Source organism: Croceicoccus sediminis (genome assembly GCF_007570835.1).
Taxonomy (GTDB): domain Bacteria; phylum Pseudomonadota; class Alphaproteobacteria; order Sphingomonadales; family Sphingomonadaceae; genus Croceicoccus; species Croceicoccus sediminis.
Genome location: NZ_SUNC01000004.1, coordinates 354,016 through 368,121, shown reverse-complemented (window position 1 = coordinate 368,121; position 14,106 = coordinate 354,016). Strand labels below are relative to the sequence as shown.

Sequence of the window (14,106 nt, the reverse complement as noted above, 5' to 3'; positions counted from 1 at the left end):
ATAGTTAAGCGAAAGCCGCCGCGCGCCGCCTTCGGAAACGGAGAACGGGCGGCGGGGTGTTTACCGCTTATCAACCCTGTTTCTGTAACCCCGAAGTCATGTTGGGGTCTGTACTCAAGCGCAAGGGCGGCAATTCGGCGCCCCAGTCAGCGAGCGAAGACGCTTTCGTGCCCGAGTCGCGCGATGGCATGGCGAAGCGCGTCATGGGCAAGTTTCGTCGCGGCGAAGAGAGACCCGGACGCCTTGTCGGTCTGCAATATGGCGCATTGGCACGCGGTGCCTGGCTGCGCTTTGCGATCTTCATTGCCGCCGCGCTTCCCGCCATGGTCGTCTGGAACGCGGCTGCGGGCGGGATGATCGTTGGCGGCTGGTTCGCGCTGGTCGTCATGATGGCGCTGGCCATGATGCGGATCGAGCGGACCTTCAGCGATGCCGAGCGTCGGCAACTGGGCTCAGATGAACTGCGCACGCACCTTGCCACCGTCGGCCTTGCCGGCGGCCTGTGGGTCGCGCCGATGCTGATCTTCCCCGAAGTGCTCAGCACCGGCAGCGCGCCGCAATATGCCGTGATGGTCATGCTGATCGGGGTATTCGTCCTGTCCCTTTCCGTCGTGCCGACGGCGGCGATGGTTTTCATCGGCATCTTCGGCATTGGCGGCGCGATCGGCCCTGCCATCCGCGGTGATTGGATCGCCGCGATTGCCCAGCTCGCCTTTTCCGGCACTATCGCGGGCGGTGCGCTGGCACTGTCGCGGCTCTACCTGCGCCTTCGCATTACCGAGGCGAGCCTTGCCGAAAAGGCGGAAACCGTATCCCTGCTGCTTCACGAATTCGAAGAAAACAGCGCGGACTGGTTGTGGAGCGTCGACAGCTCTCGCCGGGTTCGCGGTGTCTCGCCCCGCTTTGCCCACGCCCTGCAGATGCAGCCGCATCAGGCCGATGGTCAGCCGCTTCTGCGCCTGATCGCGGGTGACGGCTGGGAAAGCGGTTCATTGCCCTCGTCGCTTCGCGATCTGGCCGAACGGCTGAAGCGGCGCGAAAGCTTCTCCAACCTCATGGTCCGCGTGAACGTGGGCGGCCGCAGCCGCTGGTGGGAGCTTTCGGGTACGCCCAAGCATGACGAACACGGGCAGTTCTCCGGCTTTCGCGGGGTGGGTTCGGATGTAACCGAACAGCGCGAGAGCGCCGAGAAGATCGCGCAGCTGGCACGTTATGACCAGCTGACCGGGTTGCCGAACCGCATGATGCTGACCGAGGCGCTGGGCACGGCGTTGCAGCGGGCCGAGCAGTGGCGCACGCGCTGCGCATTCCTGATGATCGACCTCGACCGGTTCAAGGCCGTCAACGATACGCTGGGCCACCAGATCGGCGACGAGTTGCTTGCCCAGGTGTCGCGCCGCCTGCGCGTTCTGATGGGGCAGCACGACACTTGCGGCCGGTTGGGCGGGGACGAATTCGCTGTCGTCATGGCCGACGTCAACGATCGCAACGCAGTCGACCGCATGGCGCACGCCATTATCGATGTCCTGTCCAAGCCCTACGACGTCGATCACCACACGCTTTACGTCGGGGCTTCGGTCGGTTCCGCGATCGGCCCGCGCGATGCCCGTACGGTCGAAACGCTGATGCGCAATGCCGACCTCGCGCTCTATCGCTCGAAGGATGAAGGCGGCGGCAGCCACTTTGCCTACGAACCGCAGATGCACGCCCATGCCGAGGAACGCCGCAAGCTCGAATTTGCGCTGCGCCACGCGCTGGAACGGGACGAATTGACCCTGGCGTTCCAGCCGGTCGTCGATGCAGAAACCGAACAGGTGATGAGCTTCGAGGCATTGCTACGCTGGAATTCGGCCGAGTTCGGACCGATCAGCCCGGCCAAGTTCATCCCGATCGCAGAAGACACGCGCCTCATCGTGCCGATCGGCGAATGGGCCCTGCGCCGCGCCTGTGAAGAGGCGGCACGCTGGCCCTCGAACATCCGCATCGCGGTCAACGTGTCGGCGGAACAGATGCTCGACGCCAGCTTTGCCAGCACGGTCGTCTCGGCGCTGGCCAGCAGCGGCCTTGCGGCGGAACGGCTGGAACTGGAAGTCACCGAATCGATCTTCCTGCGCGATGGCGGTGCGGCGCAGAACACGCTTCAGCAGATCCAGTCGCTGGGCTGCGGTATCGCGCTCGACGACTTCGGCACCGGCTATTCCTCGCTGGGCTATTTGCGCAATAATCGCTTCACCACGATCAAGATCGACCGTTCCTTCGTGCAGGGCGCGGCCAAGGACAGCCCGGAATCGCTGGCCATCATCCGCGCCGTCGTCGCCATGGCCGACGCGCTGGACATGACGACCACTGCCGAAGGCGTGGAAAGCGAACGCGAACTCGACCGTATCCGCCAGCTGGGCTGCACCAAGATTCAGGGCTTCCTGTTCGGACGGCCCATGGGCGCGATCGAGGCGGCGGCGCTTCTGGCCCGCGACGCGGACCGCAAGATTGCCTGACACACGACTTCACGGTCTGGACGCGCTACGCGGAATTGCCGCTGTTTGCGTATTTTTATTTCACCTGAGTGCTGAAACCATAGGCATTGGCGGAACCAATGCGGGTTTGGCGGTCGACTTCTTCTTCATGCTTTCGGGCTATGTCATGGCACGGACATACGAAAGTCGCTTCGCCGAAGGCTTGGGGGCAGGCTCTTTTTTCACTCTGCGCTACTTGCGACTTTGGCCCACGATGGCTGTCGGTGCGATAATTGGGTCGTTCTACCTAGCGACAAGTACGAACGAATTTTGGCTGGCCATGGCCGCCAATCTTCTTCTCATACCATATTTCGTGAACCATCAACCATTCGGAGCCAACTGGGCTGCATGGTCGATCTTTTACGAGCTTGTTGCGAATGTCGCACATGCCGCCTGGTTTTGCAGGATAAAAAAGCTGATCCTGCCCTTGGCGTTGCTTGGGACAGGAATTTTAGTCATTTCTCTTGATTTCCCATCGTTCACTGCGGGCCACAAAGACAGCACTTTCGCTGCTGGCTTTGTGCGGGTGTTTTTTTCCTATCTGATCGGAGTGCAACTGCATCGCTCTCTCGGATCTCGTTCCGTACCCACCACATCCTCGATTTTGATTCTAAGCATTCTTCCGCTTATATTTGTGACGACTTGGTTCCTGCCTCAGCGTTCCACGTTGCTGGATATGCTGATCGTTGCCGGTGTGTTTCCCTGCCTGATTGCTGCGGGTACATCGATTTCGGTGGGGGCGGGCCTGAAGTGGCTCGGGCGTATTTCGTTTCCGCTATATGCGGTGCATTGGCCGCTGATGGCATTTTGCCATATCTATGGCTGGTCCGTCCTTTGGTCTGTGCCGGTCGCATTCGCCTTGGCATCGCTCATGCCGGATGGACTTCGCTTGAAAAGCTTGGGGAAGGTGTTCCAGTTGACGAAGGAACCTACGACAAGACTTGCATCGAGCGAGTGACGTGCGCCGCCTTTAGTTTGCGAAAAAGGATGCAAACCAAACCGCGATCAAGAGCCAAGCTGCCACAACCGCAATCAGCCCCGCGGTAGAGCGCGGTTTCGCCAATGTTTCCGCGCGACTCCGCAAGTCGGCCATTACCGGCGCGGGGATCAGGCGCAGGGTTAGCCAGATGCCCGCAGGCACGATCAGCAGATCGTCTATCAGTCCCAGCACGGGGATGAAGTCGGGAATGAGGTCGATAGGCGACAACGCGTAGGCGGCGACGGCACCTGCGACCATCTTGGCTCCCAGTGGCACGCGAGGATCGCGCGCGGCGAGCCACAGCGCGATCACGTCGCGTTTCAGCGCCTTTGCCCAACGGCTTATTTTGCTTTTCAGCCGGTTGAGCACGCCGGCGGCCGACTTACGCGACCGACAGCCCCTCGAACACGGCTTCGAACAGAACGCGGCCATCGTCGCCGCCCTGTGCCGCCTCGATCATGCGTTCGGGGTGCGGCATCATGCCCAGGACATTGCCCTTGGCATTCAGGACGCCAGCGATGTCGCGGGCCGATCCGTTGGGGTTCTGGGCATAACGGAACGCGACCTGGTCTTCGCCTTCCAGCCGGTCCAGCGTTTCATCATCGGCGTAGTAGTTGCCGTCATGGTGGGCGACCGGGATCACGATTTCCTGTCCGGCCGAATACTTCGTGGTGAACAGCGAGGTGTCGTTGCCCACGATCAGCGGCACTTCGCGGCAGACGAAGTGGATGCCGGCATTGCGCATCAGCGCGCCCGGCAGCAGGCCCGTTTCGGTCAGGATCTGGAAGCCGTTGCACACGCCCAGAACGGGCACGCCGCGCGCGGCTGCCTCTGCCACGGCGCGCATGACCGGGCTGTTCGCGGCCATCGCGCCCGAACGCAGGTAATCGCCATAGGAGAACCCGCCCGGAACCGCGATGAAGTCGAGACCGTCGGGCAGGGCGGCATCGCCGTGCCAGATGCGGGTGGCGGGCTTGCCCGAAACCGCTTCGATCGCGACGGCCATGTCACGGTCGCAGTTGGAGCCGGGAAAGGTGATGACGCCGGCGGTGAAGGCCATGGCTCAGCCCACCTTCTCGATGCGGTAGTTTTCGATCACCATGTTGGCGAGCAGCTTGCGGCACATGTCGTCCAGTGCCTCGTCGCTCGTATCGTCGGCGACGTCGAGAGCGATCAGGCGACCTGCGCGAACGTCGTTGACGCCGGTAAAGCCCAGGCCTTCGAGCGCGTGGTGGATCGCGCGGCCCTGCGGATCGAGCACACCGGGCTTGAGGCTGACGTGGACGTTGACCTTCATCGAAGGGCCTTTCGCAATTGGTGACGGAGATTCGTGGCTGCGCCTATGCCGCGATTGCGCCGCGCTCGCAAGCGAGGGGCGGGCCTGATCCAAGAAAAAGGCCCCGTCCTTGCGGGCGGGGCCTTGATCTTGTGCCTATCGCGTCGAAGCGATCAGCCGCCGACCTGTTCCTCGGTCTCGGCTTCGGCTTCGGCAGTCGCTGCTGCGGCCGGGGCCTCGGGGGCCGGGCGGCGGGCGAAAGCTTCGGCAACGCGTGCCTTCATGGTTTCGTCGGTCTGCGACTTGGTCGCGATTTCGTTGAAGGTGTTGGGGTCAAGGCCCGAACCATTCACCGCAGCGACCATGGCGGCCTGCTTGTCTTCGGCCGACATCGTAGCATCCTGTGCGACTTCGTTCACCTTGATGGCAGCGGCCGCGAACTTGTCGAGGTCGGCATCGGTGATCGGTGCCGCTTCGGGAGCGGCGGCTTCTTCAGCGGCAGCAGCAGCGGGTGCTTCGGCAGCGGCTTCGGCCTGTGCGAGTGCGGGGGTGGCGGTGAGGGCGCCGGCCAGCGTCGCAACTGCGAGGAATTTCTTCATCGTCCAAGTATCTCCGTTTGGGTGATCCGCGGGCCTTGTGTCGGCTGGACCCGCAGTGCCGCAAGGACGCCTTCCACGAAGCGTTCTCTGTGCACGATGAGTCGTTAGGCTGCCATGAACGGTTGCTTAATATCGGTGAATATCAAGTGCGGCAAAAGAACGAACAAGTACGCGTAGGATGCTTACTTAATGCGAAGATCGTGGCCTCAAGGTGAGTGTGGTGTACAACGCAAAGTAAAATTGAGAAGTATTATTGCAATATACTTTTAGCTTTTCGTCATCGCTTCACAGGTCCGGCTGCTCCGCGCCCTCTGGAATGGCAACGATCTCGACTGCGCCGCCTTCGGGCAGCCACTGGCGCGCGGCCTCACGAAGCTGTTCGGGCGTGATCGATTCGAGCCTGTCGCGATAGGCCGCATAGCGGGCAAGCCGCTCATCCTGGCTTTGCGCGCGGTCGACCAAGCCAACCCAGCCCGCATTCGATTTCAGGGCATTGTCGTACTTGTCTAGCATGGGCTGACGCGCGCGCTGGACCAGATCGGCGGGGATCGGTTCATCGCGCAACTTGCGCAGCGTTTCCTCTATCGCGTCGACCGATGCCGGCACCTGCGACAGATCCACCCCAACGTTCAGCAGGAAGACGCCGAAACCGGGGTAGGTCTGGCTCATCGAAGAGACCACACCCGGCGAATAGGCTTGGCCCAGGCGTTCGCGCAGTTCCTCGGTCAGGGCGATGTCGACAACGCTTTTCAGCAGTCCGAGCCTTGCGGTCAGCCCCGCGTCGCTATCGTCCGTCGTCGGGAAGAAATAGCGGATGACGGCCTGGTCCTCCTGACCGCCGTGGCGGACGAAGACGGGGCCGCGCGTCGCGGTGAAGCTGCGCTGGCGGGCATCGGTGCGGGGCAGGAACTCGGGCTCGCGCATGGGCAGGGCACCGATGGTTTTCGCGACCATGGCAATGGCCTCGTCCTCGTCGACCGCGCCGACGATGCCGATTTCGATTGCGCCATTTGCCAGACGGTCGGCCATGACTGCGCGCAAGTCGGCAAAGTCGAGCGCTTCGTAAGCCTCGATAGGCTGGATCGTGTAGCGCGGGTCCTTGTCCGACAGGATTTCCATCTGACGGGTCGCCAATGCCGCATTGGGCGTTGCGTCCATGCGGGCGAACCGGTCGGGCAGCTGGCGGCGATAGGCGGAGATCGCCTCGCTCCGATAGCCCGGATCGGTCAGGTATGCTGCGAACAGTTGCAGCTGAAGTCCGAGATCGCGGGGCGTGGTCGTGCGCGTGGACGTGAAAACCTCACCCGATGCGCCGAGCCGCGCGCCGACGTTACGTCCGGCCAGGATCGTTTCCAGCTCGTCCGCGCTGTGTTCGCCAAGACCGCCCGCAGGCAGGCTGGGCGCCAGTTCGACCGCTAGCGGATTGTCCTTCGATTTCAGCAGGTCGCCACCGTCGAGCGAGAGACGCACGATGACCTGGTCTTCGGCCAGATCTGTCTTCTTGATGTTGAGGCGAACGTTGTTGGCGAAAGTGACGCGGCGTATGTCGTAGACGGGATCACGCTCGTCGCTGACCACCGTTCCTGCGGGGCCGAAATCGGTATAGGCGAATTCGGCAACTTGCGGCGGGGCGGTGTCGGCCAGGGGCGCGTCCATCGCCTCGTTCCAGGCCGCGCGCAGGGCCGCCGTACCACCTTCGGGCTCGGTGCGGCCGGAATAGCGCAGCATGGCATCGTCCAGCGGCACCATTTCATCCTTAAGCGCGGCCAGAACGCTTTCGGGCGTGATCTCGGCTTCCATCGCGCGCAGGCGTTCGAGGCTGGCGCTGGGCAGGGTCGGAACCTCGCCCTCGTCGAAGAAGTCGAGAATTTCGGACGTGATAGCGGAGTTCGTGCGCGTCGCCTCTCCGGCGGCGGCGTCTTCCTGTGCGGTGATCAGCCTGGCAAGCTGTTCGGCGACTTCGGCCTTGCTGAAACCGCCGGCAAGCGCGCGGCGATATTCGGCGACGGCGGCGTCAAGCCCGCGTTTCCACTGGCCTTCGGGTGTATCGACGGCAAGGCGCGAGATGCGCCCCATGCGGAACATCTCGCTGGTCCCGATGCCTGCCGATTTGAACGGCGGGTCGTCCTGACGCGTCAGGCGCTTCAACCGGCGGTTGACGATGGCATAGCCGATCCAGCGCAGCACGTCCTTGCGCCGCGCGGCGGCGGTGTCTGGCGCAAGCTGCGGCTGGCCCTGCCGCGTGGCGGACACGCGTTCGGGAAGGGCGGGGTGGATGTAGATGTCCTCTGCCGGCGCGCGCGACAGGTCCACGCTGCCATAGGCGCGGTCGGGGACGGTCGAGCTCTTGGCCTTCCAGTCGGAGAACCGGGCCTTGATTTCTGCTTCGACCATGTCGACCGGATAGTCGCCGACGACGGTGAGGACGGCCAGTTCCGGCCGGTAATTGCGTTCCCAATAGGCGCGGAGCGCCTTGCCATCGGCGGCGTTCAGCGTTTCCAGCGTGCCGATCGGCAGACGGTCGGGATACGTCGCGCCGGGGGCTTCGAAAGCGAAACGGTCGACCACGTCCTGAAACTGGTAGGTGTTCCGGTCGCGCCGTTCGGACAGGATGATGCCCTTTTCGCGCTGCACGGCTTCATCGTCGAACAGCAGCTCGCTGGCCGTTTCGCGCATCAGCATGAGCGCGGTGTCCAGCAGGTCCGGCGTGTTGGTCGGCAGGCTCAGCTTGTAGATCGTGGCGTCGAAACCGGTGGAAGCGTTGGTATCCGCGCCAAAGGCCAGCCCCTTGCGTTCCAGCAGGGCGACCATTTCGCCCTCCGGCACGTTGGTCGACCCGTTGAAGGCCATGTGTTCGATATAGTGGGCATAGCCCTGTTCAGCCGCCGTTTCGTCAAGCGAGCCGGTATCGAAACGCAGGCGTACTTCGGCCGTGCCCGCGGGCGTTGCGTTGTGGCGGATGACGTAAGTCAGGCCATTGGCCAGTCGGCCGATGCGCAGCGCCGGATCGGGGTCAAGATCGGTTGCCGCCAGCATCGCCTCGAACGGCGGCAGGCCGGACTGCGATGGACGCGCACTTTCGGGAACCGTCGCATCGGGCGCGGCGGCCGGTTGCACCGCGGCGACGACGGTTTCGTCCGTCGCCGTGGTGCAGGATGTCAGCAGAAGGGCGGCTAGAGCGACCCAGGTTCCCGTAACGTGCCGTTTTTTGATTACTTCTTTCCTCTGAGCTTCCGGTGCGCCGCGATGTCCGCGACTTCACTGGGCCCATCTTCCTGCAACACGCCAAGGCGGCGCGCCACTTCCTGATAGGCATCCTCTTCCCCGCCAAGGTCGCGGCGGAACCGGTCCTTGTCCAGCTTTTCGTTGGTGGCCATGTCCCAAAGGCGGCAACCGTCGGGGCTGATTTCGTCGGCCAGGATCACGCGGCTGTAGTCGCCGTCCCAGATACGGCCGAATTCGAGCTTGAAATCGACCAGGCGGATGCCGACGCCCGCGAACATCCCGCACAGGAAGTCGTTGATGCGGATCGCCATCGACGACATGTCCTGCATTTCCTCGTTCGAGGCCCAGCCGAAGCACGCGATGTGTTCTTCCGCGATCAGCGGATCGCCCAGCGCGTCGTCCTTGTAGTAATATTCGATCAGCGTGTGGGGCAGCGGTTCGCCTTCTTCGAGGCCAAGGCGCTTGGAAATGGAACCGGCCGCAACGTTGCGGACCACGACCTCGAGCGGGATGATCTCGACCTGACGGACGAGCTGTTCGCGCATGTTGAGGCGGCGGATGAAGTGCGTGGGGATGCCGATGTGCGACAGGCGGGTGAACACGAACTCGCTGATGCGGTTGTTGATCACGCCCTTGCCGTTGATCGTGCCCTTTTTCTGGGCGTTGAACGCGGTGGCATCGTCCTTGAAATACTGGATGATGGTGCCCGGTTCGGGGCCTTCGTACAGGATCTTGGCCTTGCCTTCGTAGATCTGGCGGCGACGCGACATGGGCTGGACTTTCTTCGCAAAAACCAAGCCCCGGCCTTGCCGGCCGCCCGTCAGATGGCGTCAACCGGAAACTGCCGGGGCGTCTTGCCCGCCCTATAAGCGAACGAGGTGCAAAAGCAAAGCCGATGCGGCTTGTCCTGATGCGTTTGCCACGCTTACCCTGCGCGGCAGGGTTGCAAGGGGCTTTACGCGGATGGACGAAGCGGGAGATCGGGGGGCTGGCTCGGCAGGCGGAGAGGTCTGGCTGACCGACTGGATGGAAGTCGGCTCTGGACTGGTCGAACAGTTTGCCGACCTGACCGAGGACTGGAACCCGATCCACGTGGACGAGGACGCGGCCCGCGCATCCGGCCTATCGGGAACGATCGCGCATGGGTTCCTGCTGGTCTCGCTGCTGGCACCGTTACTGGCCGACAGCGGGCATCCGCTGGGCGATGAACCGAATCTCCTGAACTATGGCTTTGACAGCCTGCGCTTCATCGCGCCGGTGCCGACGGATAGCCGCATCCGCGCACGGTTCCGCGAGGCCGGGCGAGAGCGGGTGAAGACGGGCCTGCGGATCACACTGGACGTGGAGATCGAGGTGGAGGGCGGTGAGAGGCCCGCGATGGTCGCCCGCTGGGTCTTGCTAAAGCGCGGTTAGGCCAGTTCCACGACTTGCGAGGCGAGGCGGTCCACTTCCGCGCGGTCGTGACTGACGTACAGGATCGGCAGGGCCAGGTCGTCGCGGATACGCTCGATCACGCGCAGGATACCGTCGCGCCTGTCAGCGTCGAGCGAGGATAGCGGCTCGTCCATCAGCAGCGCGCGTGGCCCCGACAAGAGCGCTCGCCCGATGGCGACCCGCTGCGCCTCGCCGCCGGACAGGTGGCGGACCGACCGGTCCAGCAATGCGCCGATGCCGAGGAATTCGGTCGCCTCGCGAAGATCCATGAAACGGCGATCCTCTGGTGCGAGGGCCCATCCGTATAGCAGGTTGTCGCGCACCGATTTGTGCGGAAACAGGCGGCCATCCTGAAACACGTAACCGCAGCCGCGCTTTTCGGGCGCAAGCGACAGGCCCGTATCTGCATCGAACAACGTCGTTTCGCCAATGCGCACATGCCCCGATGCCGGGCGGACGAGACCTGCAACCGCGTCCAGCACGGTCGTCTTGCCAATACCGGACGGCCCGAACAGCGCGGTGATCCCCGGTGCCGGGGCAATGCGGACCGACACGGTGCGCCGCCCGCGCGGAACGGTCAGGTCGACGTTAAAGGACATGGCTGCGCCCTCCCTTGCGGACCAGCCACTCCGAGATCAGCAATGCCACCAGCGACAGCACGACCGATGCGATGGCCAGGCGTGTGACGCTTTCCTCGGCCCCCGGCACCTGCAGCGCGGTGTAGATCGCCAGCGGCAGGGTGCGTGTTTCGCCCGGTATGTTGGAGACGAACGTGATCGTCGCGCCGAATTCGCCCAGCGACCGTGCAAAACCCAGCACGACCGCCGCGCCTATACCGGGCAGGGCCAGCGGCAGGGTGATCGAGGCGAAAGCACGTAAGGGCGATGCGCCCAGCGTGCGTGCCGCGCTTTCAAGGCGCGTGTCTATCGCCTCCAGCGAAAGTCGGATGGCGCGGACCATCAGCGGCAGGGCCATGATCCCCGCCGCCAGCGCCGCGCCGGTCCAGCGGAACATCAGCGTCGTGCCGAACAGCGCCGAAAGCATACGCCCGCCCCAGCCGTTCGCGCCGAAGAACAGCAGCAGCAGCCATCCGGTGACCACTGGCGGAAGCACCAGCGGCAAGTGGACCAGCGTGTCGAGCAGCATGCGCCCCGGAAACCGCTTTCGCGCCAGGAGCCACGCCAGCACAAAGGCGACGGGGAGGGTGAGGACGATCGCGGCGGCCGCGACTTTGAGCGAAAGGCCGACAATCGCCCACTCGACCGGGGTCAGCATCAGCCTTCCGGCTCTGCTTCCTCGGCGCTGCCTTCTATAGGCGGCGGACCGAAGCCGTATTTCGCGAAGATCGACTGTCCTTCGGGCGAGAGAAGGAAGTCGCGGAATTCCTCTATCCCCTCGGTTTGCGACCGGGCGGGGATGGCGATGGGATAGGTGATCGGGGCATGGCTTTCGTCTGGAAAGCGGCCCACGATCCTGACGCCGTGATCGGCGACGGCATCGCTGCTGTAAACGACGCCCAGCGGCGCATCGCCGCGGCTGACGAGGTTGAGCGCGGCGCGCACGTCGGCGGTTTGTGCCACCTTGTCCTTCACTTGGTCCCACGCACCGATGGAGATCAGCGCCGCCTTGCCATATCGGCCCGCTGGTACTGCTATCGGATCGGCGATGGCCAGCCGCCCGTTTCCGAGGGCATCGGCCCAATCGCCCTTGGCGGGAAACGAGACATCGCTGTCGTTCGGCGCGATGAGGACGAGCGAATTGGTGGCCACAATCGCGCGGCTCCCTTCGCGCAAGGGGACCGTGCTGTCGAGCCAGTCCATCCAGCGCGTGTCGGCCGAAACGAACAGGTCCGCCGGTGCGCCCGTCGCGATCTGGCGGGCGAGGGCACCGCTGCCCGCAAAGGACAACGTGGGTTCAAGGTTGCCCTTGGCGGCCCAGGTCTTCGCCGCCTCGGTCATCGCCTCCTGCGTGCTGGCCGCGGCCAGGACCAGCGGTGCACGCGGTTCGGGCTGCGATCCGCAAGCGGCCAGCGAAAGGGTTGCGAAGAAGGCAAGGGCAGCGGCGATGATGCGCATGGCGTCACGCATAGCCGTTCAGCTTTTGATATAAAAGGATGTGATGCCCCGGTAAGGCAGAATGGCGCGCGATCGGCGCATGCGTATTTCCGTCTTGGGAAAGTGGTGCCCGGGGACGGAATCGAACCGCCGACACTGCGATTTTCAGTCGCATGCTCTACCAACTGAGCTACCCGGGCATTGCCTTGCGGCAGGCCGCGTCGCGTAAGGGACAAACCATGTGTCCGGCGACGGGAGCGGCGCATATGGCCAAAGCCGCGCCGCCTGTCCAGCCCCTATTTCATCAATAATCCTCATCCTCTTCGCCGGTCGGGACGCGGGCCGGTTCGCCGGGGATCGCATAGCCGTCATCCAGCCATTTCGCGAGGTCGCGGTCGCGGCAGCGGGTCGAGCAGAAGGGGGTGTGTTCCTGTTTGCGGGGCTTGCCGCAGATCGGGCATTTCTTCGCGGTCGTCATGACGAAACCGCCTGCGCGAAACCGGCGTGCGGTGCAAGAGCGCCATCTGATTCGATCCGCACTTGCCTTCCGGTCCGGCGAGCGAGCTGCGCGCGCCAGTCGTCCGAAATGAAGCTGGCGATGGCCGGATGACAGTGCAGGACCAGCGTGCCCGGCTCTGTCACGCCTTCCGCGCGCCGCACCAGCAGGCGGGCCAGCGATGCCATGCGGTGGCGGCGATAGCGATGGAGGATCGAAGGGCCGGTGAGGCGCGATACGATCTGCACGAAGCCGAACCCGTTCATCGCGGTGCGTTCGTGCGCGAAGCCGGACAGCGCCTTTTCCAGCGCGTCGTCGACCGCGCGGCGATCGGCCTTGGCCTCTATCGTGGGGAAATCGACGCCGATCGATCCGCCGATGTCGAACCGGCGCAGCGCGTCGGCAATCGTGGGCACGGCGGCAAGCGCGAGCGGCCCTGGCGCCAGCGCGCCGTCGATATCGATCAGCGTCATCGCAGGGGTGGGCGACAGGATCAGCGAGCCGCCGTCGAAAGCCATCACGCCATCGAGCACATCCGAGGCAAGATCGTCCCAGCCATCGGCCGGGAAACGGTGGACTGCGCGCACCGCGTGGCCTTCTGCCTTCAGAGTGTCGGCCAGTGTCGGGGCGGGGCGCAGGGGTTTGTCCGTCGGGCGGGCCTGTGCGCGCTTGGTGCGGCTGCCTTCGCCGATTTCGGCGCGGGTCACCTCGATTCGGATCGATGCGCCTTCGCTGGCGTCCTTGGCCAAGCGGTCGACCAGCACTTCGGTGCCGTCAGTCAGGACCGCCGTGCCGCGCTTCGACCCTGCCGGGCGAGAGGCCAGCTTGGCCTCCACAACGGAGCCTGCGGCCAGTTCGCCCGGCCATGCGACTTTTGCAGCGACGATTTCGCCGGATTCGATCCGGATCGCGCGGGTCTCGCCGATCCCGTCTTCGATCAGCCACTCAGCCAATCGGGAAACCTGCAGATTTCAGCAAGGCGCGAGTTTCGAACAGCGGCAGGCCGACGACGCCCGAATGACTGCCCTCGATCCAGGCGATCAGCCCCTCGGCGCGGCCCTGGATGGCATAGCCACCGGCCTTGCCCTCCCACTCGCCGCTGTCGATGTAGGCGGCGATTTCCTGATCGTGCAGCGGTTTGAAGCGCACGACGGTTTCGGACAGCCGTTCGCGCATCGTGCCGTCGGGCGCGCGCAGGGCAATGGCGGACAGGACGCGGTGACGCCGCCCGCTCATTAAACGAAGGCATTCACGCGCAGTTTCGGCGTCTTCCGCCTTGGGCAGGATGCGCCGTCCAACGGCGACGACCGTATCGCCGGCCAGCACGTGGGCATCTTCGCGCGCGGCGGCCGTAGCCTTTTCACGCGCCATGCGCGCGGCATAGGGCCGGGGCAATTCGCCCTTGTGCGGATTTTCGTCGATGTCGGCGGGGGCAACGCCGTCAGGTTCCAGCCCAAGCCGCGCGATCAGATCGCGGCGGCGCGGGCTGGCAGAGGCGAGGATGAGGCGCAGGGGCGCCATGGCCGCGGA

At 64.3% G+C, this 14,106-nt stretch carries 15 protein-coding genes and 1 tRNA gene; 3 read left to right on the top strand and 13 right to left on the bottom strand.

Features of this window, described 5'->3' with window-relative positions; genetic code table 11:
* Positions 1–98 precede the first annotated feature (98 nt).
* Entirely contained in the window at positions 99–2,495 is a 2,397-nt protein-coding gene (locus FAX90_RS14880; RefSeq protein WP_240704935.1) for a putative bifunctional diguanylate cyclase/phosphodiesterase, read from the top strand.
* Complete coding sequence (locus FAX90_RS14875) at positions 2,488–3,471, top strand: acyltransferase family protein (protein ID WP_144098197.1); 984 nt, start codon at positions 2,488–2,490, stop codon at positions 3,469–3,471. Before FAX90_RS14880 ends, FAX90_RS14875 begins: the two co-directional genes overlap by 8 nt.
* 12 nt (positions 3,472–3,483) lie before the next feature.
* Here FAX90_RS14875 and FAX90_RS14870 read toward each other — a convergent pair whose 3' ends face one another.
* The 6 genes from FAX90_RS14870 to purC form a co-directional block, all read right to left on the bottom strand.
* Positions 3,484–3,861 carry a YkvA family protein gene (locus FAX90_RS14870; protein WP_240704934.1) on the bottom strand — a complete coding sequence of 126 codons (378 nt, stop codon included), beginning with the start codon at positions 3,859–3,861 and terminating at the stop codon, positions 3,484–3,486.
* 13 nt (positions 3,862–3,874) lie between these two features.
* On the bottom strand, positions 3,875–4,552 hold the full coding sequence (purQ, locus tag FAX90_RS14865; protein ID WP_144098195.1) for a phosphoribosylformylglycinamidine synthase subunit PurQ: 678 nt from the start codon (positions 4,550–4,552) through the stop codon (positions 3,875–3,877).
* 3 nt (positions 4,553–4,555) lie between these two features.
* Positions 4,556–4,789, bottom strand: a complete 234-nt coding sequence (purS, locus tag FAX90_RS14860; protein ID WP_144098194.1) for a phosphoribosylformylglycinamidine synthase subunit PurS — start codon at positions 4,787–4,789, stop codon at positions 4,556–4,558.
* 152 nt (positions 4,790–4,941) lie between these two features.
* Entirely contained in the window at positions 4,942–5,367 is a 426-nt protein-coding gene (locus tag FAX90_RS14855; RefSeq protein ID WP_144098193.1) for a DUF4168 domain-containing protein, read from the bottom strand.
* Between the two features lie 285 nt (positions 5,368–5,652).
* The gene (locus tag FAX90_RS14850) at positions 5,653–8,484 is read right to left on the bottom strand and encodes a M16 family metallopeptidase (protein ID WP_144098192.1); all 2,832 of its coding nucleotides are present in this window, start codon (positions 8,482–8,484) and stop codon (positions 5,653–5,655) included.
* 95 nt (positions 8,485–8,579) lie between these two features.
* Positions 8,580–9,362 (bottom strand): phosphoribosylaminoimidazolesuccinocarboxamide synthase, encoded by a 783-nt coding sequence (gene purC / locus FAX90_RS14845; RefSeq protein WP_066761167.1) that lies wholly within the window; start codon positions 9,360–9,362, stop codon positions 8,580–8,582.
* 193 nt (positions 9,363–9,555) lie between these two features.
* Here purC and FAX90_RS14840 point away from each other — a divergent pair, with 193 nt between their 5' ends.
* Entirely contained in the window at positions 9,556–10,005 is a 450-nt protein-coding gene (locus FAX90_RS14840) for a MaoC/PaaZ C-terminal domain-containing protein (RefSeq protein ID WP_170235003.1), read from the top strand.
* Here the strand turns inward: FAX90_RS14840 and FAX90_RS14835 are convergent.
* The 7 genes from FAX90_RS14835 to FAX90_RS14805 form a co-directional block, all read right to left on the bottom strand.
* On the bottom strand, positions 10,002–10,625 hold the full coding sequence (locus FAX90_RS14835; protein WP_144098190.1) for an ATP-binding cassette domain-containing protein: 624 nt from the start codon (positions 10,623–10,625) through the stop codon (positions 10,002–10,004). The genes FAX90_RS14840 and FAX90_RS14835 overlap by 4 nt on opposite strands.
* Complete coding sequence (gene modB / locus FAX90_RS14830) at positions 10,615–11,301, bottom strand: molybdate ABC transporter permease subunit (protein WP_144098189.1); 687 nt, start codon at positions 11,299–11,301, stop codon at positions 10,615–10,617. Before modB ends, FAX90_RS14835 begins: the two co-directional genes overlap by 11 nt.
* Positions 11,301–12,113, bottom strand: a complete 813-nt coding sequence (gene modA / locus FAX90_RS14825) for a molybdate ABC transporter substrate-binding protein (RefSeq protein WP_144098188.1) — start codon at positions 12,111–12,113, stop codon at positions 11,301–11,303. The genes modB and modA overlap by 1 nt, the downstream gene beginning before the upstream one ends.
* A gap of 91 nt (positions 12,114–12,204) precedes the next feature.
* A tRNA-Phe gene (locus tag FAX90_RS14820) sits at positions 12,205–12,280 on the bottom strand.
* A gap of 104 nt (positions 12,281–12,384) precedes the next feature.
* Positions 12,385–12,558: a DNA gyrase inhibitor YacG gene (yacG, locus tag FAX90_RS14815; RefSeq protein WP_144098187.1), complete on the bottom strand. Its 174-nt coding sequence runs from the start codon at positions 12,556–12,558 to the stop codon at positions 12,385–12,387.
* A complete protein-coding gene (locus FAX90_RS14810; RefSeq protein WP_144098186.1) occupies positions 12,555–13,529 on the bottom strand; it encodes a ribonuclease E/G in 975 nt (324 codons plus the stop codon). The genes yacG and FAX90_RS14810 overlap by 4 nt, the downstream gene beginning before the upstream one ends.
* Complete coding sequence (locus FAX90_RS14805; RefSeq protein WP_144098185.1) at positions 13,522–14,097, bottom strand: Maf family protein; 576 nt, start codon at positions 14,095–14,097, stop codon at positions 13,522–13,524. The genes FAX90_RS14810 and FAX90_RS14805 overlap by 8 nt, the downstream gene beginning before the upstream one ends.
* Between the last annotated feature and the right edge of the window lie 9 nt (positions 14,098–14,106).

Excerpts from the sequence above, each read along its gene's own strand:
- purC (WP_066761167.1), bottom strand. The coding sequence starts at position 9,362 with ATGTCGCGTCGCCGCCAGATCTACGAAGGCAAGGCCAAGATCCTGTAC.
- FAX90_RS14805 (WP_144098185.1), bottom strand. The coding sequence starts at position 14,097 with ATGGCGCCCCTGCGCCTCATCCTCGCCTCTGCCAGCCCGCGCCGCCGC.
- purQ (WP_144098195.1), bottom strand. The coding sequence starts at position 4,552 with ATGGCCTTCACCGCCGGCGTCATCACCTTTCCCGGCTCCAACTGCGAC.
- FAX90_RS14835 (WP_144098190.1), bottom strand. The coding sequence starts at position 10,625 with ATGTCCTTTAACGTCGACCTGACCGTTCCGCGCGGGCGGCGCACCGTG.
- modB (WP_144098189.1), bottom strand. The coding sequence starts at position 11,301 with ATGCTGACCCCGGTCGAGTGGGCGATTGTCGGCCTTTCGCTCAAAGTC.
- FAX90_RS14855 (WP_144098193.1), bottom strand. The coding sequence starts at position 5,367 with ATGAAGAAATTCCTCGCAGTTGCGACGCTGGCCGGCGCCCTCACCGCC.
- FAX90_RS14840 (WP_170235003.1), top strand. The coding sequence starts at position 9,556 with ATGGACGAAGCGGGAGATCGGGGGGCTGGCTCGGCAGGCGGAGAGGTC.
- modA (WP_144098188.1), bottom strand. The coding sequence starts at position 12,113 with ATGCGTGACGCCATGCGCATCATCGCCGCTGCCCTTGCCTTCTTCGCA.
- FAX90_RS14880 (WP_240704935.1), top strand. The coding sequence starts at position 99 with ATGTTGGGGTCTGTACTCAAGCGCAAGGGCGGCAATTCGGCGCCCCAG.
- purS (WP_144098194.1), bottom strand. The coding sequence starts at position 4,789 with ATGAAGGTCAACGTCCACGTCAGCCTCAAGCCCGGTGTGCTCGATCCG.
- yacG (WP_144098187.1), bottom strand. The coding sequence starts at position 12,558 with ATGACGACCGCGAAGAAATGCCCGATCTGCGGCAAGCCCCGCAAACAG.